The organism is Pseudomonas asplenii, assembly GCF_900105475.1.
Classification (GTDB): domain Bacteria; phylum Pseudomonadota; class Gammaproteobacteria; order Pseudomonadales; family Pseudomonadaceae; genus Aquipseudomonas; species Aquipseudomonas asplenii.
Genome location: NZ_LT629777.1, coordinates 4,190,613 through 4,208,978 on the forward strand (window position 1 = coordinate 4,190,613; position 18,366 = coordinate 4,208,978).

17 protein-coding genes are annotated in these 18,366 nt (G+C 59.9%); 5 read left to right on the top strand and 12 right to left on the bottom strand.

Annotated features, from left to right (window positions below):
- The first annotated feature begins 121 nt into the window (after positions 1–121).
- Positions 122–1,039: a LysR substrate-binding domain-containing protein gene (locus tag BLU37_RS19295; RefSeq protein WP_090207705.1), complete on the top strand. Its 918-nt coding sequence runs from the start codon at positions 122–124 to the stop codon at positions 1,037–1,039.
- A 27-nt stretch (positions 1,040–1,066) separates the two neighbouring features.
- Here BLU37_RS19295 and BLU37_RS19300 read toward each other — a convergent pair whose 3' ends face one another.
- The 6 genes from BLU37_RS19300 to BLU37_RS19325 all read right to left on the bottom strand — a co-directional run bounded on the left by BLU37_RS19300 (position 1,067) and on the right by BLU37_RS19325 (position 6,984).
- Positions 1,067–2,200, bottom strand: coding sequence for an MFS transporter (locus tag BLU37_RS19300; RefSeq protein ID WP_090207708.1), 1,134 nt, complete (start codon positions 2,198–2,200; stop codon positions 1,067–1,069).
- 248 nt (positions 2,201–2,448) lie between these two features.
- Positions 2,449–3,024, bottom strand: coding sequence for a PIN domain-containing protein (locus BLU37_RS19305; protein WP_090207711.1), 576 nt, complete (start codon positions 3,022–3,024; stop codon positions 2,449–2,451).
- Positions 3,021–3,488 carry a helix-turn-helix domain-containing protein gene (locus tag BLU37_RS19310; protein ID WP_010453103.1) on the bottom strand — a complete coding sequence of 156 codons (468 nt, stop codon included), beginning with the start codon at positions 3,486–3,488 and terminating at the stop codon, positions 3,021–3,023. Before BLU37_RS19310 ends, BLU37_RS19305 begins: the two co-directional genes overlap by 4 nt.
- Positions 3,489–3,812: 324 nt before the next feature.
- A complete protein-coding gene (locus BLU37_RS19315; RefSeq protein ID WP_090207713.1) occupies positions 3,813–4,667 on the bottom strand; it encodes an alpha/beta fold hydrolase in 855 nt (284 codons plus the stop codon).
- Positions 4,668–4,692: 25 nt separating this feature from the next.
- On the bottom strand, positions 4,693–5,688 hold the full coding sequence (locus BLU37_RS19320) for an MBL fold metallo-hydrolase (RefSeq protein WP_090207715.1): 996 nt from the start codon (positions 5,686–5,688) through the stop codon (positions 4,693–4,695).
- Between the two features lie 93 nt (positions 5,689–5,781).
- Complete coding sequence (locus tag BLU37_RS19325) at positions 5,782–6,984, bottom strand: MFS transporter (protein ID WP_040651841.1); 1,203 nt, start codon at positions 6,982–6,984, stop codon at positions 5,782–5,784.
- A gap of 145 nt (positions 6,985–7,129) precedes the next feature.
- Here BLU37_RS19325 and BLU37_RS19330 point away from each other — a divergent pair, with 145 nt between their 5' ends.
- Positions 7,130–8,032, top strand: a complete 903-nt coding sequence (locus tag BLU37_RS19330) for a LysR family transcriptional regulator (protein ID WP_090207717.1) — start codon at positions 7,130–7,132, stop codon at positions 8,030–8,032.
- Positions 8,033–8,186: 154 nt separating this feature from the next.
- On the top strand, positions 8,187–9,377 hold the full coding sequence (locus BLU37_RS19335; RefSeq protein WP_090207720.1) for an MFS transporter: 1,191 nt from the start codon (positions 8,187–8,189) through the stop codon (positions 9,375–9,377).
- A 14-nt stretch (positions 9,378–9,391) separates the two neighbouring features.
- On the opposite strand, the gene BLU37_RS19340 is transcribed toward BLU37_RS19335, so the two are convergent.
- Positions 9,392–10,321, bottom strand: a complete 930-nt coding sequence (locus BLU37_RS19340) for a LysR family transcriptional regulator (RefSeq protein WP_090207722.1) — start codon at positions 10,319–10,321, stop codon at positions 9,392–9,394.
- An 82-nt stretch (positions 10,322–10,403) separates the two neighbouring features.
- On the bottom strand, positions 10,404–10,877 hold the full coding sequence (locus BLU37_RS19345; RefSeq protein WP_090207725.1) for a hemerythrin domain-containing protein: 474 nt from the start codon (positions 10,875–10,877) through the stop codon (positions 10,404–10,406).
- Between the two features lie 284 nt (positions 10,878–11,161).
- Between BLU37_RS19345 and BLU37_RS19350 the strand changes: the two genes are divergently transcribed.
- Both BLU37_RS19350 and BLU37_RS19355 read left to right on the top strand, forming a co-directional pair.
- A complete protein-coding gene (locus BLU37_RS19350) occupies positions 11,162–11,800 on the top strand; it encodes a glycoside hydrolase family 25 protein (RefSeq protein WP_090207729.1) in 639 nt (212 codons plus the stop codon).
- Between the two features lie 102 nt (positions 11,801–11,902).
- Positions 11,903–13,435, top strand: coding sequence for an ATP-binding protein (locus BLU37_RS19355; protein ID WP_090207733.1), 1,533 nt, complete (start codon positions 11,903–11,905; stop codon positions 13,433–13,435).
- Between the two features lie 87 nt (positions 13,436–13,522).
- On the opposite strand, the gene BLU37_RS19360 is transcribed toward BLU37_RS19355, so the two are convergent.
- From BLU37_RS19360 to BLU37_RS19375, 4 genes are all read right to left on the bottom strand, one after another.
- Positions 13,523–14,767 carry a saccharopine dehydrogenase family protein gene (locus BLU37_RS19360; protein ID WP_010453123.1) on the bottom strand — a complete coding sequence of 415 codons (1,245 nt, stop codon included), beginning with the start codon at positions 14,765–14,767 and terminating at the stop codon, positions 13,523–13,525.
- 29 nt (positions 14,768–14,796) lie between these two features.
- Positions 14,797–15,894: a carboxynorspermidine decarboxylase gene (gene nspC, locus BLU37_RS19365; protein WP_090207736.1), complete on the bottom strand. Its 1,098-nt coding sequence runs from the start codon at positions 15,892–15,894 to the stop codon at positions 14,797–14,799.
- A 454-nt stretch (positions 15,895–16,348) separates the two neighbouring features.
- Positions 16,349–16,576, bottom strand: coding sequence for a hypothetical protein (locus BLU37_RS19370; protein WP_090207738.1), 228 nt, complete (start codon positions 16,574–16,576; stop codon positions 16,349–16,351).
- An 89-nt stretch (positions 16,577–16,665) separates the two neighbouring features.
- Positions 16,666–17,499: a helix-turn-helix transcriptional regulator gene (locus tag BLU37_RS19375; RefSeq protein ID WP_010453128.1), complete on the bottom strand. Its 834-nt coding sequence runs from the start codon at positions 17,497–17,499 to the stop codon at positions 16,666–16,668.
- Between the last annotated feature and the right edge of the window lie 867 nt (positions 17,500–18,366).

Here is an 18,366-nt window from a genome sequence, read left to right on the forward strand (position 1 = left end):
CTCGGCACAAACGTGAGCAATAACGTAAAAATCATTGAGTGCTGAAAAAAATTCAGTACTCGCCAGCTATTCGGGTTAGTGATTGAATGAAAAACATCACTCACCACCCGGACTGACTGGTATGCGTTCTTTCGACGATACAGCGCCGGCCTTGCCACCCCTGAGGGCTATTCAGGCCTTCGAGCAAGCCGCCCGTTTCGGCAACGTCGCCCGCGCGGCAGAGGTCCTGGATATCACCCCGTCTGCGGTCAGCCATCAATTGGCCAAGCTGGAGGCAATGATTGGTCGCCAACTGTTCGTGCGGGGCGCGCGGGGCGTCACTCTGACACCGGTCGGCGAACAGTATCTGAAGGAAGTCTCCGGCCTCTTGCACAGCCTGGCCGTGGCGACCGAACGGGCCGGTAGCGATGTCAGCCTGGACTGTCTGCGCCTGCATTCCGCGCCAAGTTTCGGGTTGCTCTGGTTGATGCCGCGGCTGGAGGCTTTCCGCGATGAGCACCCGGACATCCAGATCAGTCTGTCGTGCTCCTACGAGTCATTGCATTTCAGCCGTGACAAGATTGACGTGGACATTCGCCATGGTGACCCCAACTGGCCGAGTTACGAAGTGCGCACCGTGCGCAATGAGACCTTTGAAGTGCTGGCGGCACCCAAGCTGCTGGCGCGATATCCTGTCAGTCATGCCATGGATCTGTTGGATCGCGAGTTGATCCTCTCGGAGGCCACGCTGCTCAGATGGCCGGCGTGGTTTGCCCAGCACGGCCTGGCACGCCCGGAAAAGCCCTACGCCTTGAGTTTCGACCGTTCCTATATGACCCTGGAGGCCGCCAGCCACGGCCTGGGCTTTGCGCTGGAAAGCGCTTTGCTTGCGCAGAAATACCTCGACTCCGGCGAGTTGGTGAAAGTCTCACCCGAGTCGTTGAGTGCGCCGGTGGCGGCCCATCATCTGGTGTTCCCGAAAGCCCACTCGAACTTTTCCCGGGTCCGCCGTTTCCTGCAGTGGATGGAAAAAGAGCTGGGGCATGGGTTCGATTTTTAACGCCGAGGATCGACGGGGGCGGGTCGGTCAGTGCCCGCCTTTCATCCGCCGTGCTACCAGGTAGAGACCCAGGCCGACCAGCGCCGTGGCCGCGCCGATGTAGCCGGTACTGGTCCAGCCAAGGCCGGCGGTGATCGCCATGCCGCCCAACCACGGGCCCAGTGCGTTGGCCAGGTTGAACGCCGCGTGGTTCGACGCGGCAGCCAGGCTTGGTGCCTCATGGGCAATGTCCATCAGGCGGATCTGCAGCGGCGCGGCCAGCGCGACCATGCTGCCAACCAGGCTGACGCCGAGCAGGATCGACCACAGCGAGTGGGCGGCGAATGTGAAAAACAGCAGCACGAGGATGGACCACACCAGTATCAGTCCGACTGCGCGGAACTGCAGGCGGTCGAACAGCTTGCCGCCGGCGATGTTGCCGATGATGCCGCCGACCCCGAAGGCCGCCAGACCAAAGGGAATCCATTGCGGTGAAACCTGGGTCACCTCGAGCATGGTCGGTGCCAGGTAGCTGAACACGCAGAACATCCCGGCGAAACCGATCGATGCGATGGCCAGCGCCATCCACACCTGCGGCAGGCGAAAGGCCTGGAGTTCCTTGCGCGGATCGCTTCGCACTTCGTCGTGCGGTTGCGGCACGAAGCGCCAGACCAACCCGATGGTGCACAACGCGATTGCGCCCACCAGAACGAACGCCGAACGCCAGCCGAATAATTGCCCGAGGAAGGTGGCAACCGGGTTGCCCAGCAGCATTGCCAAGGTCAGGCCCATCATCACCCGTGCCACGGCACCCGCCCGCTGGTTGCTCGCCACCATGCTTGAGGCCACCACGGCGGCGATGCCGAAGTAGGCGCCATGGGGCAGGCCACTGATGAAGCGGAACACGACCAGGCCGCCGAACGAGGGGGCAAACGCCGTGGCCAGGTTGCCAAGGGCATAGAGCGCCATCAGCAGGAGCAGCATGTGCTTGCGCAGCAGCTTGGCGCCAAGAATCGCCAGGGTCGGCGCACCGACCATCACGCCCAGGGCGTAGGCGCTGATCGCGTGGCCGACCTGGGGCTCGCTCAAGTGCAGGTTGTGGGCGATATCCGGCATCAACCCCATGATGGCGAATTCGCCGGTGCCAATGGCGAAACTCCCCAACGCCATGGCGGCTTCCATTTTGGCAACCGTGCTTTTTGAGGGGGTAGGCGATGGCGTGTGATGAACAGACATCCGGATCCTTATCGAAATACGCTGAAACGTTAAAGGTCCGATCTTAGACAATTGATGGCCGGGGCGTCGAGAATTGATGCCGGGCTCGCCGCGTCGACTTCATCGGGTATGTCTCGGGTAAAATGGATCATGTCTCCTGCCACCCGAGGTCATTGCACTGCTGTCCGCACGAAGCAGACAGAACCGTCTACTGTTCAGATCAGCTGTTCATACTCTGAAAGAAGCTCGACGCTTTGAGCAAGACCTTGGGCCAGTAGTTGTTCCAGTAGCTCTCGGGCGCTATAGGGTGGATTTTTCAGTGATGCACGTTGTGCTTGAACCGCTTCGAGTACGGCGGCCCGGTCGAGGTCGAAGAGGTCTGCAATGAAGTCGTCTGGATGCACCGCTTCTATATCAAACGGCTGTAGCGTATCGGGTGGAAAGTCCTTCAGGTTGAAGGTCACGATGACGGAGGCGCTGCATTTGATTGCCGCTGCCAAGATGTGGCGATCGTCTGGATCTGGGAGAGTCAGGCCCGTGTATAGGGAAGCGTATCCCGTTACCAGAGCATCGGGTATGGCCCTATCCATTGCCATGGATGTGCGATCAAGTTGAGTTTGGGTGAGATCCGGACGGTTGATCAGAAGGTTGCGTTTCCACTCGTCATGAATCTGGACGGTCCAGCGTGCTCGATAAATACCCGTTAACGCCAGGTGCATGAGCAGGTCACGTAATGGCGCTGGGTAGAGGACATTGGCGTCATACACCGCAGTGAACGGTGAATGCCTCATTCGTACCCCATCTTCAGTTCCTGAGCTTGTGTCGCCAATTCATCCATCGCCTGGCGGCTTTCAGCGGTTCTACGTTGCTTGTAATCCATGAGGTCGGCGAATTTTACCCGGCGATGGCGGCCGACCTTGGTGTGTGGGATGACATTCTCATCCAGCAGCTTGACCAGATGCGGCCGTGAGACATTCAGCAAGTCCGCTCCTTCCTGGGTGGTCAGTTCCGCATGGATCGGAACGACTTTTACGGCGTTTCCCATCGACAGTTCACTCAGGATCTCGTCCAGTAGGCGCAAGGCCGAGACCGGTAGCTGGATGGTGTGTGGCTGGTGCTGGTCGTCCAGTATCTCAATGCGTTGTGTATCCAGTTTGGTCGACAGGAACGCGGCGAGCTGGCGACGTGATTCTACGGCTGCGGCAATCTCCCTTTCGTCGGGGAGCATGGTGGCGTTTAGGTCTGTGGTGGTCATGGATGTCTCCAAAAGCTTTTGCATTTACGCAGGTGCGTCGGGTCTATATCGGCTTTTAAACGAAATAAACGAAAATCGCAATAAACGAAATGGCCAGTCATGGAGCAGAAACTGTCACGGTTGCCGATCAACGATGTGTAGAGACGATTCGAAGACTAGTCGTCAGCATTGGACGGCAACAAGCACTTGGAGTGCTTCAGGACATTTCAGTTGATGGAAAGAGAGTTCTCCTGCTGATCGCGATGATCTTCACTTGCGCAGTCTCGCCAAAGCAGGCCGAGCTGCGGGTGGTGCACAGCTCGGGGGACGGCAGCGCCTGGCGGATCATCCTCGCCAGGTCTTGAGGAAGTTCAGCAGCAGTTCATTGACCTTTTCCGGTTGCTCCTCCTGCGGCAGATGCCCGCATTGCTCGATGGGGAACGCTTGCAGGTCGTCGGCCATCTCTGCCCACACGCTCGCCATGTCGAAGAGTTTTCCGACCGCGTGGAAGTCGTTGCCCCATAGCGACATCACCGGGCAGGCGATCTTCACCTCGGCGTCTTCGAGGTCCTGGGCGACATCTTCGGCATTGGCCCGGTAGTCGGCCATCGCCCCGCGTACCGCGCCCGGGGCCTGATACGCACGGACGTAGGTATCGAACGCTTCGCCGCTGATGGTGGAAGGGTCGTAGGTCCAGTCCGAGAAGAAATGCCGCAGCCAGATATGTTCGCGGCCGGCGATCAGGGCTTCCGGTAGATCCGGTACCAGGTGGAACAGGAAGAACCAGTAGGCCTTGGCAATGGACGCGTTGAGGTCGCGGGCGACGATGCGGGTCGGCACGTTATCCATCACCACCAGGCGGTCCACCAACTCCGGGTAGTCCTTGGCGAAGCGGGTGGCGACGCGTGCGCCACGGTCGTGGCCGACCAACGCGACCTTCTCGATACCCAGTTCGCGCATCAGTTCGCGGATGTCGCGGGCCATATTGCGTTTGTCGTAGCCGGATGCGGGCTTGTCCGTTTCGCCGTAGCCGCGCAGGTCGGGCGCAATCACCCGGAAATGCCTGGACAGCACCGGGATCTGGTAACGCCAGGCAAAGTTTGTCTCCGGGAACCCATGCAGCAGGATGACCGGGGCGCCTTCACCTTCCTCGATCACGAACTGACGGATGCCGTTGGCATTCACGGTATAGCTTTTCATGTTTCATCTGCCTTGGAGGAAGGGGTTATTTCAGCAACGGGACGTCGGCTGCACGGGTGTAGGGGCCATACAGTGCCGGTACCCAGGTGAAATGCCGGGCGCTCTGCGTGACATGGCCGATACCGGGGAAGGGCAGGTGGGCCGCCGCCAGCCATTCACCGTCAGCCGCCAATTGCGAGAATTCGTCCTCTCGCGCCTTGATCGCCTTTTTCGGGTCGACGTCGAAGCGGATGGCGACCTCGGGATGATCGAACTGCACGGCCGCGTTGTGGATCAGGTCGCCGATGAAGCTGATTGCCGAACCGTTCGAGGCGAAGCGATAGATCGTGCTGCCCGGGGTGTGGCCGCTGGCGTAAGCCGTTTGTACTTCCGCAATCGGCGATGCCGGCGGGGTGAAGGTCTTGAGTCGACCGCTGTCCTTGTACGGCGCCAGGGAATGTTGGGCGATGTCGAAATATTCCTTGGCATTGTCCGGTGCGTTGGCTTTTCGCTGCGGGTCCAGCCAGAAGTCGGCCTCGGCCTGGGCCACATAGACCGTCGCGTTGGGGAACAACGCCTTGCCCGTGGCATCGACGAGCCCACAGACGTGGTCCAGGTGCAGGTGTGTCAGGAAAATCGTGTCGACCTGTTCCGGCTGGTAGCCGGAGGCCTGAATATTCGGCACCAGTTGCCCGGCGGTTTGCGGCACGCAGTGCCCAGCCCCGCTATCGATCATCACCAGATGCTTGCCGGTGTTGATCAGGTAGGCGTTGAAGGTGGTGGGCATCCGGTCCGGCCCGATCGCCTGGCGTTTCAGCAGACCACGGACCTTTTCGGGCGACAGCCCCTTGAGCAGTTCAGGGGAAAGGTCGTTGTAACCGTCAAAGAGGGCGGTGACTTCGTAGTCGCCGACGGCCTGGCGAAAGTAGCCGGGGACTTGCTGGCGCACCTGCTCGGGAGCTTGCGCCATGGCCTGGTTGATGAGGGTCAGACTGGCCAGTCCGAGGATGCCTGCGAGATTTTTCAGGGGGGAACGTTTCATGGTGATTCATGCCTGTGAGGGTTGAGGTCGAGTGCGGGTTATCCATTCGGCTCGCTGATGACTACCCGAGCCGAACGGATGTCGTGAGTCGGTTCAATGCGTGCTGCGGCGGTGCAGGATGGCCTTGAGTTGGACCAGGGTGGCGACGATGGCCAGTGCTGCACCCAGTACCGAGATGCCGAACCAGCCGCTGGTTTTCCAGACCTGTGTCGCGGCGGCTGCACCCCCGGCGCCACCGAGGAACATCGAGCCCATGAAGATTGTGTTCAGCCGGGCACGGGCTTCAGGCTGGAGCGTGTAGACGATGTGCTGGTTGGAGACGAGAACGCTCTGCACGGCGAAGTCGAGCAGGATGCAACCGATCACGATGCCGGTGATGGACGTCCACAGGCCAAACAGGATCCACGCGGCGAACGTCAGCAGCGTTCCGACGATGATCACCTTGTGCGGGCCGCGACGGTCAGCGATGCGCCCGGCAATGGGCGCGGCCAGGATACCGATGGCGCCGACGATGCCGAACAGACCGGCGGCTTGGGCATCCAGACCGAAGCCGGGTTCTTCCAGGCGCAGGGCGAGGACGGTCCAGAAGGTGGTGAAGGCGGCGAACAGCAAGGCCTGGGTGATCGCCGCGACACGCAACTCTTTGTGGGCGCGCCACAGATGAGCCATCGAATGGATCAGGCGGGTGTAGGAGGTTTGCGCGGTTGGCAGGCTACGGGGCAATGCCATGGCCATCAGTGTTCCGGCAAATGCGGCCAGTGGTACACCCAGCCAGAACATGGCGCGCCAGCCATAATGCGCGGCGACGAAGCCGGATAACGTACGGCTGAGCAGGATCCCGCACAGCACGCCCGACATCACCGTGCCCACCACCGCGCCGCGTTTTTCCGGTTTCGCCAGTTGGGCGGCGAAGGGAACGATCTGTTGCGCGACGGTCGAGGTCATGCCCAGGACAAACGAGGCGATCAGCAGGATCGCCGCCGTGGGGGCCAGGGCGGCGGCGATCAGGGTCGCGGCCAGTAGCGCGAACTGGGTCATGATCAGGCGACGCCGTTCGATCAGGTCGCCCAGTGGTACCAGGGCGAACAGGCCGATGGCGTAGCCCAGTTGTGTGGCCGTCGGGACGAGGGCCGTGAGGTCGCCGGGCAGATCGTTCTGCAAAATGCCCAGCATGGGTTGGTTGTAGTAGATGTTCGCTACCGCCAGACCGGCCGAGGTGGCCATGGCGAAGGTGAGTCCCGTATTGATCTTGGGCGGGGCGCTGACCTCTGCCTCGAGTACCGTTGTGCTGTTCATGATCTGCCCTTGCGCAATGACCCGTTCCACATGCATCAGAGATTGAGGCAGTGAGGGTACCGCGACGTGTGAGCAAATATGGCGCTATAACCAAAATGAGTGTAGATATGAAAAGTGTTACGGCAATCTAACGGAAAACGATGCAATGAGACTTGAGGATGTCGAGGTCTTTGTCGAAGCGGTGCAGGTGGGCAGCCTGGCGGGGGCGGCCCGTCGGCTTTCCCTGAGTTCGATGGCCGCTTCCCGGAGCCTGGGTAATCTTGAAGCCGAACTCGGTGTGCGGCTGGTGCACCGCACGACCCGTTCGCTCTCACCCACCAGCGACGGCGAGACGTTCCTGCCCCACGCGCAGGCGCTGCTCGAAGGCCGGGCCAATGCCCTGGCGGATCTGCGGCCCCACGGCAATGCCCTTTCCGGGCACCTGCGCATTACCGCGTCCGCCGCTTTCGCCCGCAAGGTGGTCGCGCCCATGCTGTCTGCGTTCATGGCCCAGCATCCGGCGCTGCGGGTCGACCTGCTCTCTACGGACGAACAGGTGGATATCGTCGCGCAGGGTATCGATGTGGCGATACGGATCGCGCCACTGCGGGATAATCGACTGGTGGCCCGTCGCCTGGCCGACAGCCCTCGCGTTCTCTGCGTGGCACCGGCCTACCTGAGTGGGCGTGGGCGGCCCCAATCACTTGCAGAGCTGTCGGCCCATGACTGCCTGGTGATCTCGGGGACCTCGCACTGGTCGTTCGTGAGTGAGGAGAAGAGTGTCAGGCAGCGGGTGGCGGGGCGTTTTGCCGCCAGCTCCATCGAAGCGCTCTATGAAGCCTGCGTGGGTGGACTGGGCATCGCCAATCTGTCGCGCTGGTACGTCGAACCCGCTTTCGCGGCAGGCGTCATCGAACCCCTTGTCCTGATGGATGCCGAGCCCGAACCCCTGGGCATCTGGGCGGTTTATCCGACGTCACGGCTGGTGCCGCAGAAGGTGCGGATGTTCATCGATACATTGGAAAGCTACCTGCATCAAAGCGCAGACGGACGCCCTGAGCGGCTGTGATAGGGGCCTTTTGATTCGCGTAAAGAAAGGGTCATACGGCCTTCATGGGCGGCCTTATTGATGAATTTAATTCCATTGATAAGTGAAAATATACCTTAAATCGGACAAATAATAATAAATAGAATGTCTCCCTTCCCACTGGAGATACATTTTGATGTCCGCATACGATTCATCCCTGCCTGTAGCCTCCGCAGGCAGGAAGATAGGACTCAGCATTGCGATCCTGGCGTTCTCGGCGTTCCTGATCGTCACCACCGAATTTTTGATCGTGGGACTGTTGCCGGCGCTGGCGCGGGATCTGGATATTCCGATTTCCATGGCGGGTCAACTCGTCACGCTGTTTGCATTCACCGTGATGATCTTCGGTCCGCCGCTGACTGCGGCGCTATCGCATTTCGACAGAAAGAAGCTGTTCATCGCCATACTCCTGCTCTTCGCCGCTGCTAACGCACTGGCGGCCGCTTCCACGAATTTCTGGGTGCTGGCCATCGCCCGCATCATTCCCGCGCTCATGCTTCCGGTCTTCTGGGGTACCGCCAGTGAGACCGCCGGTAAGCTCGCCGGTCCACAGGCGGCCGGGCAGGCGATTTCCAAGGTTTACCTGGGCATTTCCGCGGCCATGTTGCTGGGCATTCCGCTGGGGACTGTGGCGGCGAACGCCATTGGCTGGAGAGGGGCCTTCTGGATTCTGGCCGCTCTGTCACTGATCATGGCAGCGGCAATCCTGGCCTGTATGCCCACCGTCGAGCGAACGGCCAAGGTCGATTTTCTGAAGCAGGCCCGGATCTTCAGGGAGCCGTTCTTCCTGGCCAACGTGACGCTTTCGGTGGTGGTGTTTACCGCGATGTTCGTCGCCTATACCTACCTGGCGGATCTGCTCGAACGCGTGGCAGGCGTGCAGCCTGACTACGTCGGTTGGTGGTTGATGGGCTTCGGCGCCATCGGCCTGGTCGGAAACTGGATCGGCGGCAAGACCGTCGACAAATCGCCGATCGGGGCTTCGGCGCTGTTTCTGGTCCTGCTCGCGATCGGCATGGTCGCCATCGTGCCGCTGGTGCAGGCCGGCATCGTGTTCTGCCTGGCCCTGGGGCTGTGGGGGATTGCGAACACGGCGCTTTATCCGATCAGCCAGGTTCGGGTCATGAGTTCCGTGAGCCATTCCCAGGCCTTGGCCGGGACCACCAATGTGTCTGCCGCGAATGCGGGTATCGGACTGGGTGCAATCATTGGCGGGATGACCATCACGCAGTTGGGTGTTGAGTCTCTCGGTTATGTGGCGGCGGCTGTCGCCTTGATTGCCCTGGCCCTGATACCGCTGGTGAGCCGGCTGGCCCCACGCCCGTGATGTTTCGAGGTCGACTAGGGGATGACGTTCGTGCCATGGGTGCAAAGGCGTGGCCGCAAATAGTCCAGCAGCGCTCTCACCTTCGGCAGGCTCTCGCGGCTTTTCTGCCAGACCAGGTTCATCGGCATGCTGTCGAGGGCCAGCTCCGGCAGAACCTCGACTAGCGTGCCGGCATCAAGATGCTTCTGAATCAGCCAGGTCGGCAACTGGCCGATGCCGTGTCCGGCCAGAATGGCCGAGACTTCGCCCTCACCATCTCCCACGGCGATCCGGGCCTGCACAGTCCGGCGTTCTACATCGCCCGGCAGTCGGCCCTTGAAGTACCAGGGGCTGACCATGCCGTCGGCAAGACCGTAGCCGACGCAATGGTGGTTATCCAGATCGCGTTCGGTTTCAGGGGCACCGTGGGTTTGGAGATAGGAGGGGGAGGCACAGAACATCATTCGTTGTGAGCCGAAATACTGATGGCCCAGCGCGGCAGGCCAGGCATCTGGTCCACCGATACGCACCAGGATATCGATGCCCTCATGCACCGGGTCAACGAACCGGTCGGAAAAGGAAATATGCGGCTGCAGCAACGGATGGGCGCGCAGGAACTCGAGGATCAACGGCAGTACATGCAACCTGCCGTAGGAGGCGGGAAGGTCTATCCGAATCTTCCCATGGGGTTCATTGCCTTCGGCCAACAGCGCGTGTTCGACTTCCTCCAGGTCGGCCAGGACGGACGTGCAGGTCTTGTAGAAAACCGCCCCGGCCTCGGTCAGGGCCAGCCGCCGAGTGGTTCGGCTGAACAGTTGGGTAGCCAGGCGGTTTTCCAGGCGCGCCACGCTTTTGCTGACCGCCGAACTGGTCAGGTTCAAACGCTTCGCCGCAGCCGTGAAGCTGCCAAGATCGGTCACTGCGACGAAGACGTCGATTCCCTTGAGCCGTTCGGAGGAGAACATTGAAACACCGTCATTGATGAGGTTTTCCCCATCCTAACACCCCTCGCGGCACGCCCATTCACGTTCCCTGTGCCTGGCTGTCTCAGGCGGCCAGATTCGAACTCAGGCTTTTTTTCAACGATGCCTTCAAGGCCTGCATCTGTTCGCCCAGGCTTTCGAGTTTTTCCTTGCCGAGGAGTTTTTCGGCCTGAGGGAACATTTCGGTTTCCTCTTCCTCGATGTGGTGTTCCAGCAACTCCTTGACCACCTTCACGCGGCCGGCGAATTCGGGTGTGGTGGGGGAGGTGTTCTTCAGGTCGGGCAAGACCAGCGAGTCCACCGTGCGGTGTTCTTCCTTGGCTTCGTAGTACATTTCGTCGTCCTTTTTGCTGCCGGCTTCCTTGAACGCCGGATAGAGAATTTCCTCTTCAAGCTGTGTATGGATGGTGACTTCCAGTTCGAGCTTTTGCAGCAGTTCGGTACGTTTCTTCTCTGCCCGGTCGGTCGACTCGCTCAGTTGCGTAAGAATGGTCTTGACCTTTTCGTGGTCGGCTTTGAGCAGCTCAATGGCGTTCATGGGGGATGCCTCGCTATCACGTATGGACGATCTGCCGATCTCTGTCGGCGCCCTGTGTCGAGAGAGAAGTGGCATTTGTCGTGCCAGTTACGTGAGCTTAGAAACTCTAGGATTTTCAAAAACTTGTAGCGCATGCTGGCGAATAGGACTCATGCAGCCTGCACGAACAGCGCTGCACGAGAATGCAGATAGCCGTATCGGGCGGTATCCCGTTAGTGCCTGGTCGTTGATCGCGGATGGAAACATGGTCGCGAGGCAATATTCGACGACCAGAGGAAATGGCAATGAGCTGCAAGGAAACAGACAGTAATGCCTATGCGCGAGGCATCGATGTATCGCGCTGGCAGGGCAGGATCGATTGGGCACGTGTGGCGTCGGCTGGGATCACCCAGGCGATGGTGAAAATGACGGAAGGCGGCACCTACGTCGATCCCCGGTTCGTCGAGAACTTTCGCGGTATGCGCGCCCAGGGTTTGCGGGCTGGGGTCTATCACTACTTCAGGGCGCTGAGCAGCACGCCCTGCGAGCAGTTGGCCAATATCCGCAAACAGCTCGCCGAGGTGGGATTCGAGGCGGGGCGTGATCTCTTGGCGATTGATGTGGAGACCCAGCACAACGAGCAGGCATCCCCGGACCAGATGGCCGATGCCCTGCACAGTCTGGTCACGTCGGTGAGGGCATTGCTGGACGGAGCCTATCCCTTGATCTACACCTCTCCCGACCTGTGGGACCGCAGTGTGGCGTGGCACAAACATGAGTTCAGCGAGTGCCCGCTATGGGTCGCCCATTGGCAGGTTGACGAGCCTTCCCTGCCGCAGAGCTGGAGTCGCCGTGGCAAGAGCTGGAGCTGGTGGCAGCACAGCAGCAAGGGGCTGGTTGATGGCATTCAGGGTGAGGTCGACCTGGATTGGGTCAAGGCCTGAGAACGCTGGGTGTGCAGTCCTGCCCGTCGGCGGATGGGCGGTTTTCTTGGGTAGGCTGGCAGGGCCGGTGTAAGGTAGTGCAAAAATACCACCGAGGCCCTCATGTCCGATCAGCCTATGTCGGGAAGCGTCACCGATGGCGACCGTTTCCGTTTGTTGGTCGATGCCTTGACCGATCATGCGATCTACATGCTCGACCCGCTGGGGCGGGTCAGCAGTTGGAACCAGGGGGCGCGGCACATCAAGGGTTACGCCGCGCAGGAGGTCATCGGCAAGCACTTTTCGATGTTCTATACCGCCGAGGATCGTGCCAGCGGCGAGCCCGCCCGAACGCTGGCGATCGCGGCCACCGAGGGGCGCTTCGAGAAGCAGGCCTGGCGGGTGCGCAAGGACGGCACGCGGTTCATGGCCCATGTGATTCTGGATCCGATCCGCGCCGATAATGGCGACATCCTCGGCTTTGCCAAGATCACCCGCGATATCACCGAGTCGGTACAGGCGCAAAAGGAGCTGGACCAGGCGCGCGAAGCCCTGTTCCAGTCGCAGAAGCTGCAAGCCATCGGCCAGCTCAGTGGCGGGATCGCCCATGACTTCAACAACCTGTTGACGGTGATCCGTGGCAACCTCGAATTGCTGAGCAAGCGCGTCAATGGCGATGCGAGACTGTCCCGGCTGGTGGACAACGCCTTGCAGGGTACCGAGCGCGGTGTGTCGCTGACCCAGCGCATGCTGGCTTTCGCCCGGCGTCAGGAACTGCGGACCGAGGCGGTCCACCTGCCGGACCTGGTGAACAATCTGATTGACCTGCTGCGCAGTTCGGCCGGGCCCCATGTGACGGTCCTCAGCCAATTGAGCGAGACCTTGCCGGCGGTGCAGGTCGATATCAACCAGTTGGAACTGGCTTTGCTCAATCTGGTGAGCAATGCCCGTGACGCAATGCCGGCAGGCGGCAGCATCCGGATCGACGCCCAGGTGCATGGCCAGGTCGACAGGCTGCCTCACGAGCAGTACGTGTGCCTGTCGATCACCGATAATGGCGAGGGCATGGATGAGCATACCCTGGCCTATGCGACCGATCCGTTCTTCACCACCAAGGGGGTGGGCAAGGGGACCGGCCTGGGTCTGTCGATGGTCCACGGCCTGGCCGAGCAGATGGGCGGGCGCCTGGTGCTGAAAAGCAGCAAGGGCCAGGGCACTGTCGCCGAACTCTGGCTGCCGGTGGACAACGAGGCCGATCCGGGCCCGCATCCGGGCGTGGAGGATGAGCCGCTGCCGTTGTTCAAGCCGCTGACGGTGCTACTGGTCGACGATGACAGCCTGGTGCTCGACAGCAGCGTGCTGCTGCTCGAAGACCTTGGGCATCGGGTGATCTGTGCGACGTCCGGCGCTCAGGCGTTGCGCTGCCTGGAGCAACACCGGGGGATCGACCTGATGGTCACCGACATGATCATGCCGCAGATGGATGGCGCGCAACTGGCCGAGATCGTGCGCAAGCAGTATCCCGAACTGCCGATCATCCTCGCCACCGGCTATTCCGGGCACCTGGAAGGCCTGGCGGTGCAACTGCCGCGGATTCTCAAACCCTACAGCCAGTCGCAACTGGCGCAAATCCTGGCGCAAACCTTGCTCCGGTAAACGCCGGAGGAACGAAAAACGCCCCGAACCGCAATGGCCGGGGCGTTTCTGTTCACACAGACCTTGGAAGGTCCGGGAGGGGAGCTATCAGGCGATAGCGTCCCAGGCGCGGTCACCGCGCTCGTCCTTGATGCGAGTCGGCAGGCCCATCACGTCCAGCGCCTTGAGGAACGGCTCGGCTGGCAGCTCCTCGACGTTGGCCATGCGCTGTACGTCCCATTCTCCACGGGCGACCAGCAGGGCGGCGGCCACGGGCGGTACACCGGCGGTGTAGGAGATACCCTGGCTGTCGGTTTCGGCGTAGGCGTCCTCATGGTCGGCCACGTTGTAGATGAACAGCTCGCGCGGCTGGCCATCCTTGCTGCCCTTGACCAGGTCGCCGATGCAGGTCTTGCCGGTATAACCCGGTGCCAGCGAGGCAGGGTCGGGCAGTACGGCCTTGACCACTTTCAGTGGCACCACTTCCAGGCCTTCGGCGGTCTTGACCGGCTTCTCGGAGAGCAGGCCCAGGTTCTTCAGCACGGTGAAGACGTTGATATAGTGCTCGCCGAAGCTCATCCAGAAGCGCACGTTGGGCACGTCGAGGTTCTTCGACAGCGAGTGCACTTCATCGTGACCGGTCAGGTACAGATTCTGCGAGCCCACGACCGGCAGGTCGTCGGTACGCTTGACTTCGAACATGGTGTTGCTGGTCCACTGGCTGTCCTGCCAGCTCCACACCTGTCCGGTGAATTCGCGGAAATTGATCTCGGGATCGAAATTGGTGGCGAAATATTTGCCATGGGAACCGGCGTTGACGTCGAGAATGTCGATCGAGTCAATGCGGTCGAAATACTGTTGTTGCGCCAGGGCCGCATAGGCATTGACCACACCCGGGTCGAAGCCTACGCCAAGGATGGCGGTGATGTTTTTCTGCTGGCACTCCTCAAGATGCTTCCACTCGTAGTTGCCATACCATGGTGGGGTCTCGCAGACCTTGCCCGGTTCTTCGTGGATGGCGGTGTCGAGGTAGGCCACGCCGGTGTCGATGCAGGCACGCAGGACCGACATGTTGAGAAACGCGGAGCCGACGTTGATGACGATCTGCGATTCGGTCTCGCGGATCAGCGCCTTGGTCGCTTCGACGTCCAGGGCGTTCAGTGCAAAAGCCTTGATGTCGGCGGGCTGCTTGAGGCTGCCCTTGGCTTTGACGCTGTCGATGATGGCCTGGCATTTGGAGATGTTGCGCGACGCGATAGCAATACGACCGAGTTCATCGTTGTGCTGCGCGCACTTGTGGGCCACCACCTTGGCGACACCTCCTGCACCAATGATAAGTACGTTCTTCTTCAATTTGCTCATTTCTCCTTTGGACAGTCAGCTTACGAGAGGCTGGACAGGTAGTCGTCGTAAGTGAACTCACGAACCGTCTCGACGCTACCGTCGAGTTGTTTCACTACGATGGACGGCATTTTCAGACCGTTGAACCAGTTTTTCTTGACCATGGTGTAACCTGCCGCGTCGATGAACGACAGTCGGTCGCCGATGGCCAGCGGCTGCTCGAAGGTGTATTCGCCGAAAATGTCGCCGGCCAGGCAGGATTTGCCGCATACCATATAGGTGTGGCTGCCGTCGTTCGGTTCCATCTTGGCGTTGAGGCGATAGATCAGCAGGTCGAGCATGTGCGCTTCGATGGAGCTGTCCACCACTGCCAGATGCTTGCCGTTGTAGAGGGTGTCGAGCACGGTGACTTCCAGCGAGGCGCTCTGGGTGATCGCCGCTTCGCCCGGTTCCAGATAGACCTGCACGCCGTACTTCTGCGAGAAGGCCTTGAGCCGTGCGCAGAACGGGTCCAGTGCGTAGCCTTCGCCCGTGAAATGGATGCCGCCGCCGAGGCTGACCCACTCGACCTTGTGCAGCAGATGGCCGAAGCGTTCCTCGATGGTGCCGAGCATCTTGTCGAACAGGCTGAAGTCGCCGTTCTCGCAGTTGTTGTGGAACATGAAGCCGGAGATCTGCTCGATGACCTGCTCGATCTTCTCTGGATCCCATTCGCCCAGGCGGCTGAAGGGGCGTGCCGGGTCGGCCAGCAGGTAGTCGGAGCTGCTCACCTGCGGGTTGACCCGCAGGCCACGGGTCTTGCCCGCCGAGGCCTCGGCAAAGCGCTGCAGTTGGCCGATGGAGTTGAAGATGATCTTGTCGCAGTTCTCCAGCATCTCGCCGATTTCATCGTCGGCCCAGGCCACGCTGTAGGCATGGGTTTCGCCGGCGAACTTCTGGCGACCGAGCTTGAGCTCATAGAGCGACGACGACGTGGTGCCGTCCATGTACTGCTGCATCAGGTCGAACACCGACCAGGTAGCAAAGCACTTGAGCGCCAGGAGCGCCTTGGCCCCCGACTGTTCGCGTACGTAGGCGATCTTCTGCAGGTTGACCAGCAGCTTCTGCTTGTCGATGAGGTAGTACGGCGTCTTGATCATTTCGAGGCCTCCGGCGGGGCCAGCGGCCTGTGTGGTGGGTTCGCGCGTTCAACTCCGGGTCCGGGGAGTCGAGTATTCGAACTGACCGTACAGGCCACTAGCCAAAAAAAAGACGCGCATTGTGCCTTTAGTTGGTTCATATCGAAAGGTTGGCGGGCGTATTTCACCCATTGAGCGACCGACGACACCGATGAGACGGCGTCGGTGCATACTGACTCGGGCTTGTTACACCTTGAGTTTCGCCAGCACAAAGTGGCGTTCGAGGGCTTTGGACGGGCACTGGCCTCGGATCGCGCTGGCGGTATGGCGGGGCGTTAAAAGCAAAAAAGCCCACTGGATGATGAGCGGGCTTTCGAGAGGCAGATGGGGCCAAATCCTTTTGGCCTTACCCATTGTGCTGGGCGAATATGACGTTGTTGTGATGGCGTGCTAGCTGAACGGTTTTAATGGATGCTCAAGTTTCCAGGCGATCCTGATGTTCGGCATGCGGTTCCAGTCGCGTACCGATGTGCACCAGGTTGGCCGCAGCGAAGAAACCCTGCACGGTACGGTGTTTGGCCTGATACTCGCAGGGCACCAGGGTGGTGTCCTGCAACTGGCTGGTATGGGACGGATGGGTGACCACCATCCGGATACCACCTGAACGCAGTCTTACATGTTGACCCGGCTCGAACTTGTTCATGGTTGTTGCTCCAGTAAGGACGCAGGCTGCCATTGTCCGTCATCGTGAGAAGCGCTTGCGCATGAAGGGAGGTTGCAGAACGACCGTCTTCAGGCTGACAGCGGCAGTTCGGTACCGACCATCCACTTGGCCAGGCCATGTCGACCGCTGACCCCCAGTTTTGCGGCGGCGCGTTTGAGGTAGGTCTCGACGGAACTGTTCTTGACGCAGAGCTTTTCGGCCATTTCCGGCACGGTGCCGCCGTTGAGCAGCCCCAGGCAGACTTCCTGCTCGCGAGCCGACAGGCTGATATCGCAGAGCGCCAGACGCTCCTGAAAGGCGCTCTGCAGAGACGTGAGGTCGTTGTCAGTGCCATGGTCGGGAGCCCAGGCTCCCAGTCTTTTCGGCAGCGCCTGACGGGTCATCTGGGCATGACGCTCGGTCAGCGGCAACAGGGTTTCCGAGAGATTCTTGAGGAACGACAGCTCGGTCAATGAAAAGGCTTTCTGGTGTTGCAGGCGGTACAACGAGATCAGGCAGCGCCGGTTGTTTTTCAGCGACACCAGGCAGCATTGGTGGTATTCGGCAAGGCTACGCGGGCTGCCGGCGGCGGCGGGTCGGGCATTTATCTGGATCAGCAAGGGATGATCCATCTTGATGATGTCCTTGCTCAGCGGATGCTCGGTCGGTTGTTTGATATTGCAGGGCGACGCAATATCTTCCTGCTCGCCGGCCCCACCGATCAGACGGATATCAACGACACTGGTCTGGCGGTCGTCGATGGTCCATTCGCTCAGCTCCACGGCATTGATCGGTACCAGTTGATTGACCAGTTGATAGAGGCCTTCGGTAAAGGCCTGCTGACCTACATTGAGGATCAGTTCACCCAGTTCGTGATAGAAACGGGCATTTTCCACATTCAGGATATTGCTGGTTCGATTCATTCCCTTTTACCTCTTCAGGTGCTGCGCCAGGGCAACCTTTCCAGAAACGGCTGCCATCCGCTGCGAGCCTTACGTTCACGCGACTTGCTTAAAGAAGCGATTCAGCTGTTGGAATGAATTTGAATCTATACAGGAATCGTGTGTCTGTAGCGGATTTCAGGGACACAAAAAGACACATTCAAGGCGTCAAAAAATTGATTCTTTATATGATGGACATATTCAGAAACGTAAAAATGGAGGCTGAAACGGCTCGTTTTTAAGTCAATCTATTGATTTAGAGATTTATTTTTCTGTCAAAATGGTCAGCTTTGAGGTGCGGCGTAATTTTTGCTTTTTAAAATGTAGGTAATTGCTTACATGAATATAAGCAATATCGGTTTTGAGTGTCTGAATTTACCTACATTGCCTGCAAGCTAAAAATCAGCGCAGATTCTGTGCTGTATAACCTTTTTGTACAAATTTGCACGTTATTGAGCTGAAGTCGTCCTGGCACATGCGGGTGTCAGCCTCTGTGTGATTGGGAATCTGCTACGGTCCGGCAAACCATTCCCGCATCCTCGGGCTTCCAGCATCTACGACTTTTCAGCCTGACGACGGTGGTCATTGGCGAGCCTTTACCGACTGTGGCGGTCACCTGAACAGGAGTCTTGTTTGACGGGAGCCCCAGGGCATCCAAGGGGGAGTATCTGACGATCAACGCGGATGAGTGGGGCGTCACACCCGCCACTCGTGGCGACTCACGGCGGCAGAAGGTGTGAACCTTCTGCCGGAGTTGCACTTGGCCGGGTACAGCTCGTTCTGATTGCCCATCGCATGCACGCCTTGCCGGGGAGTGCTGACCTCGATGTCAAAGAAACCGCTAGCCCA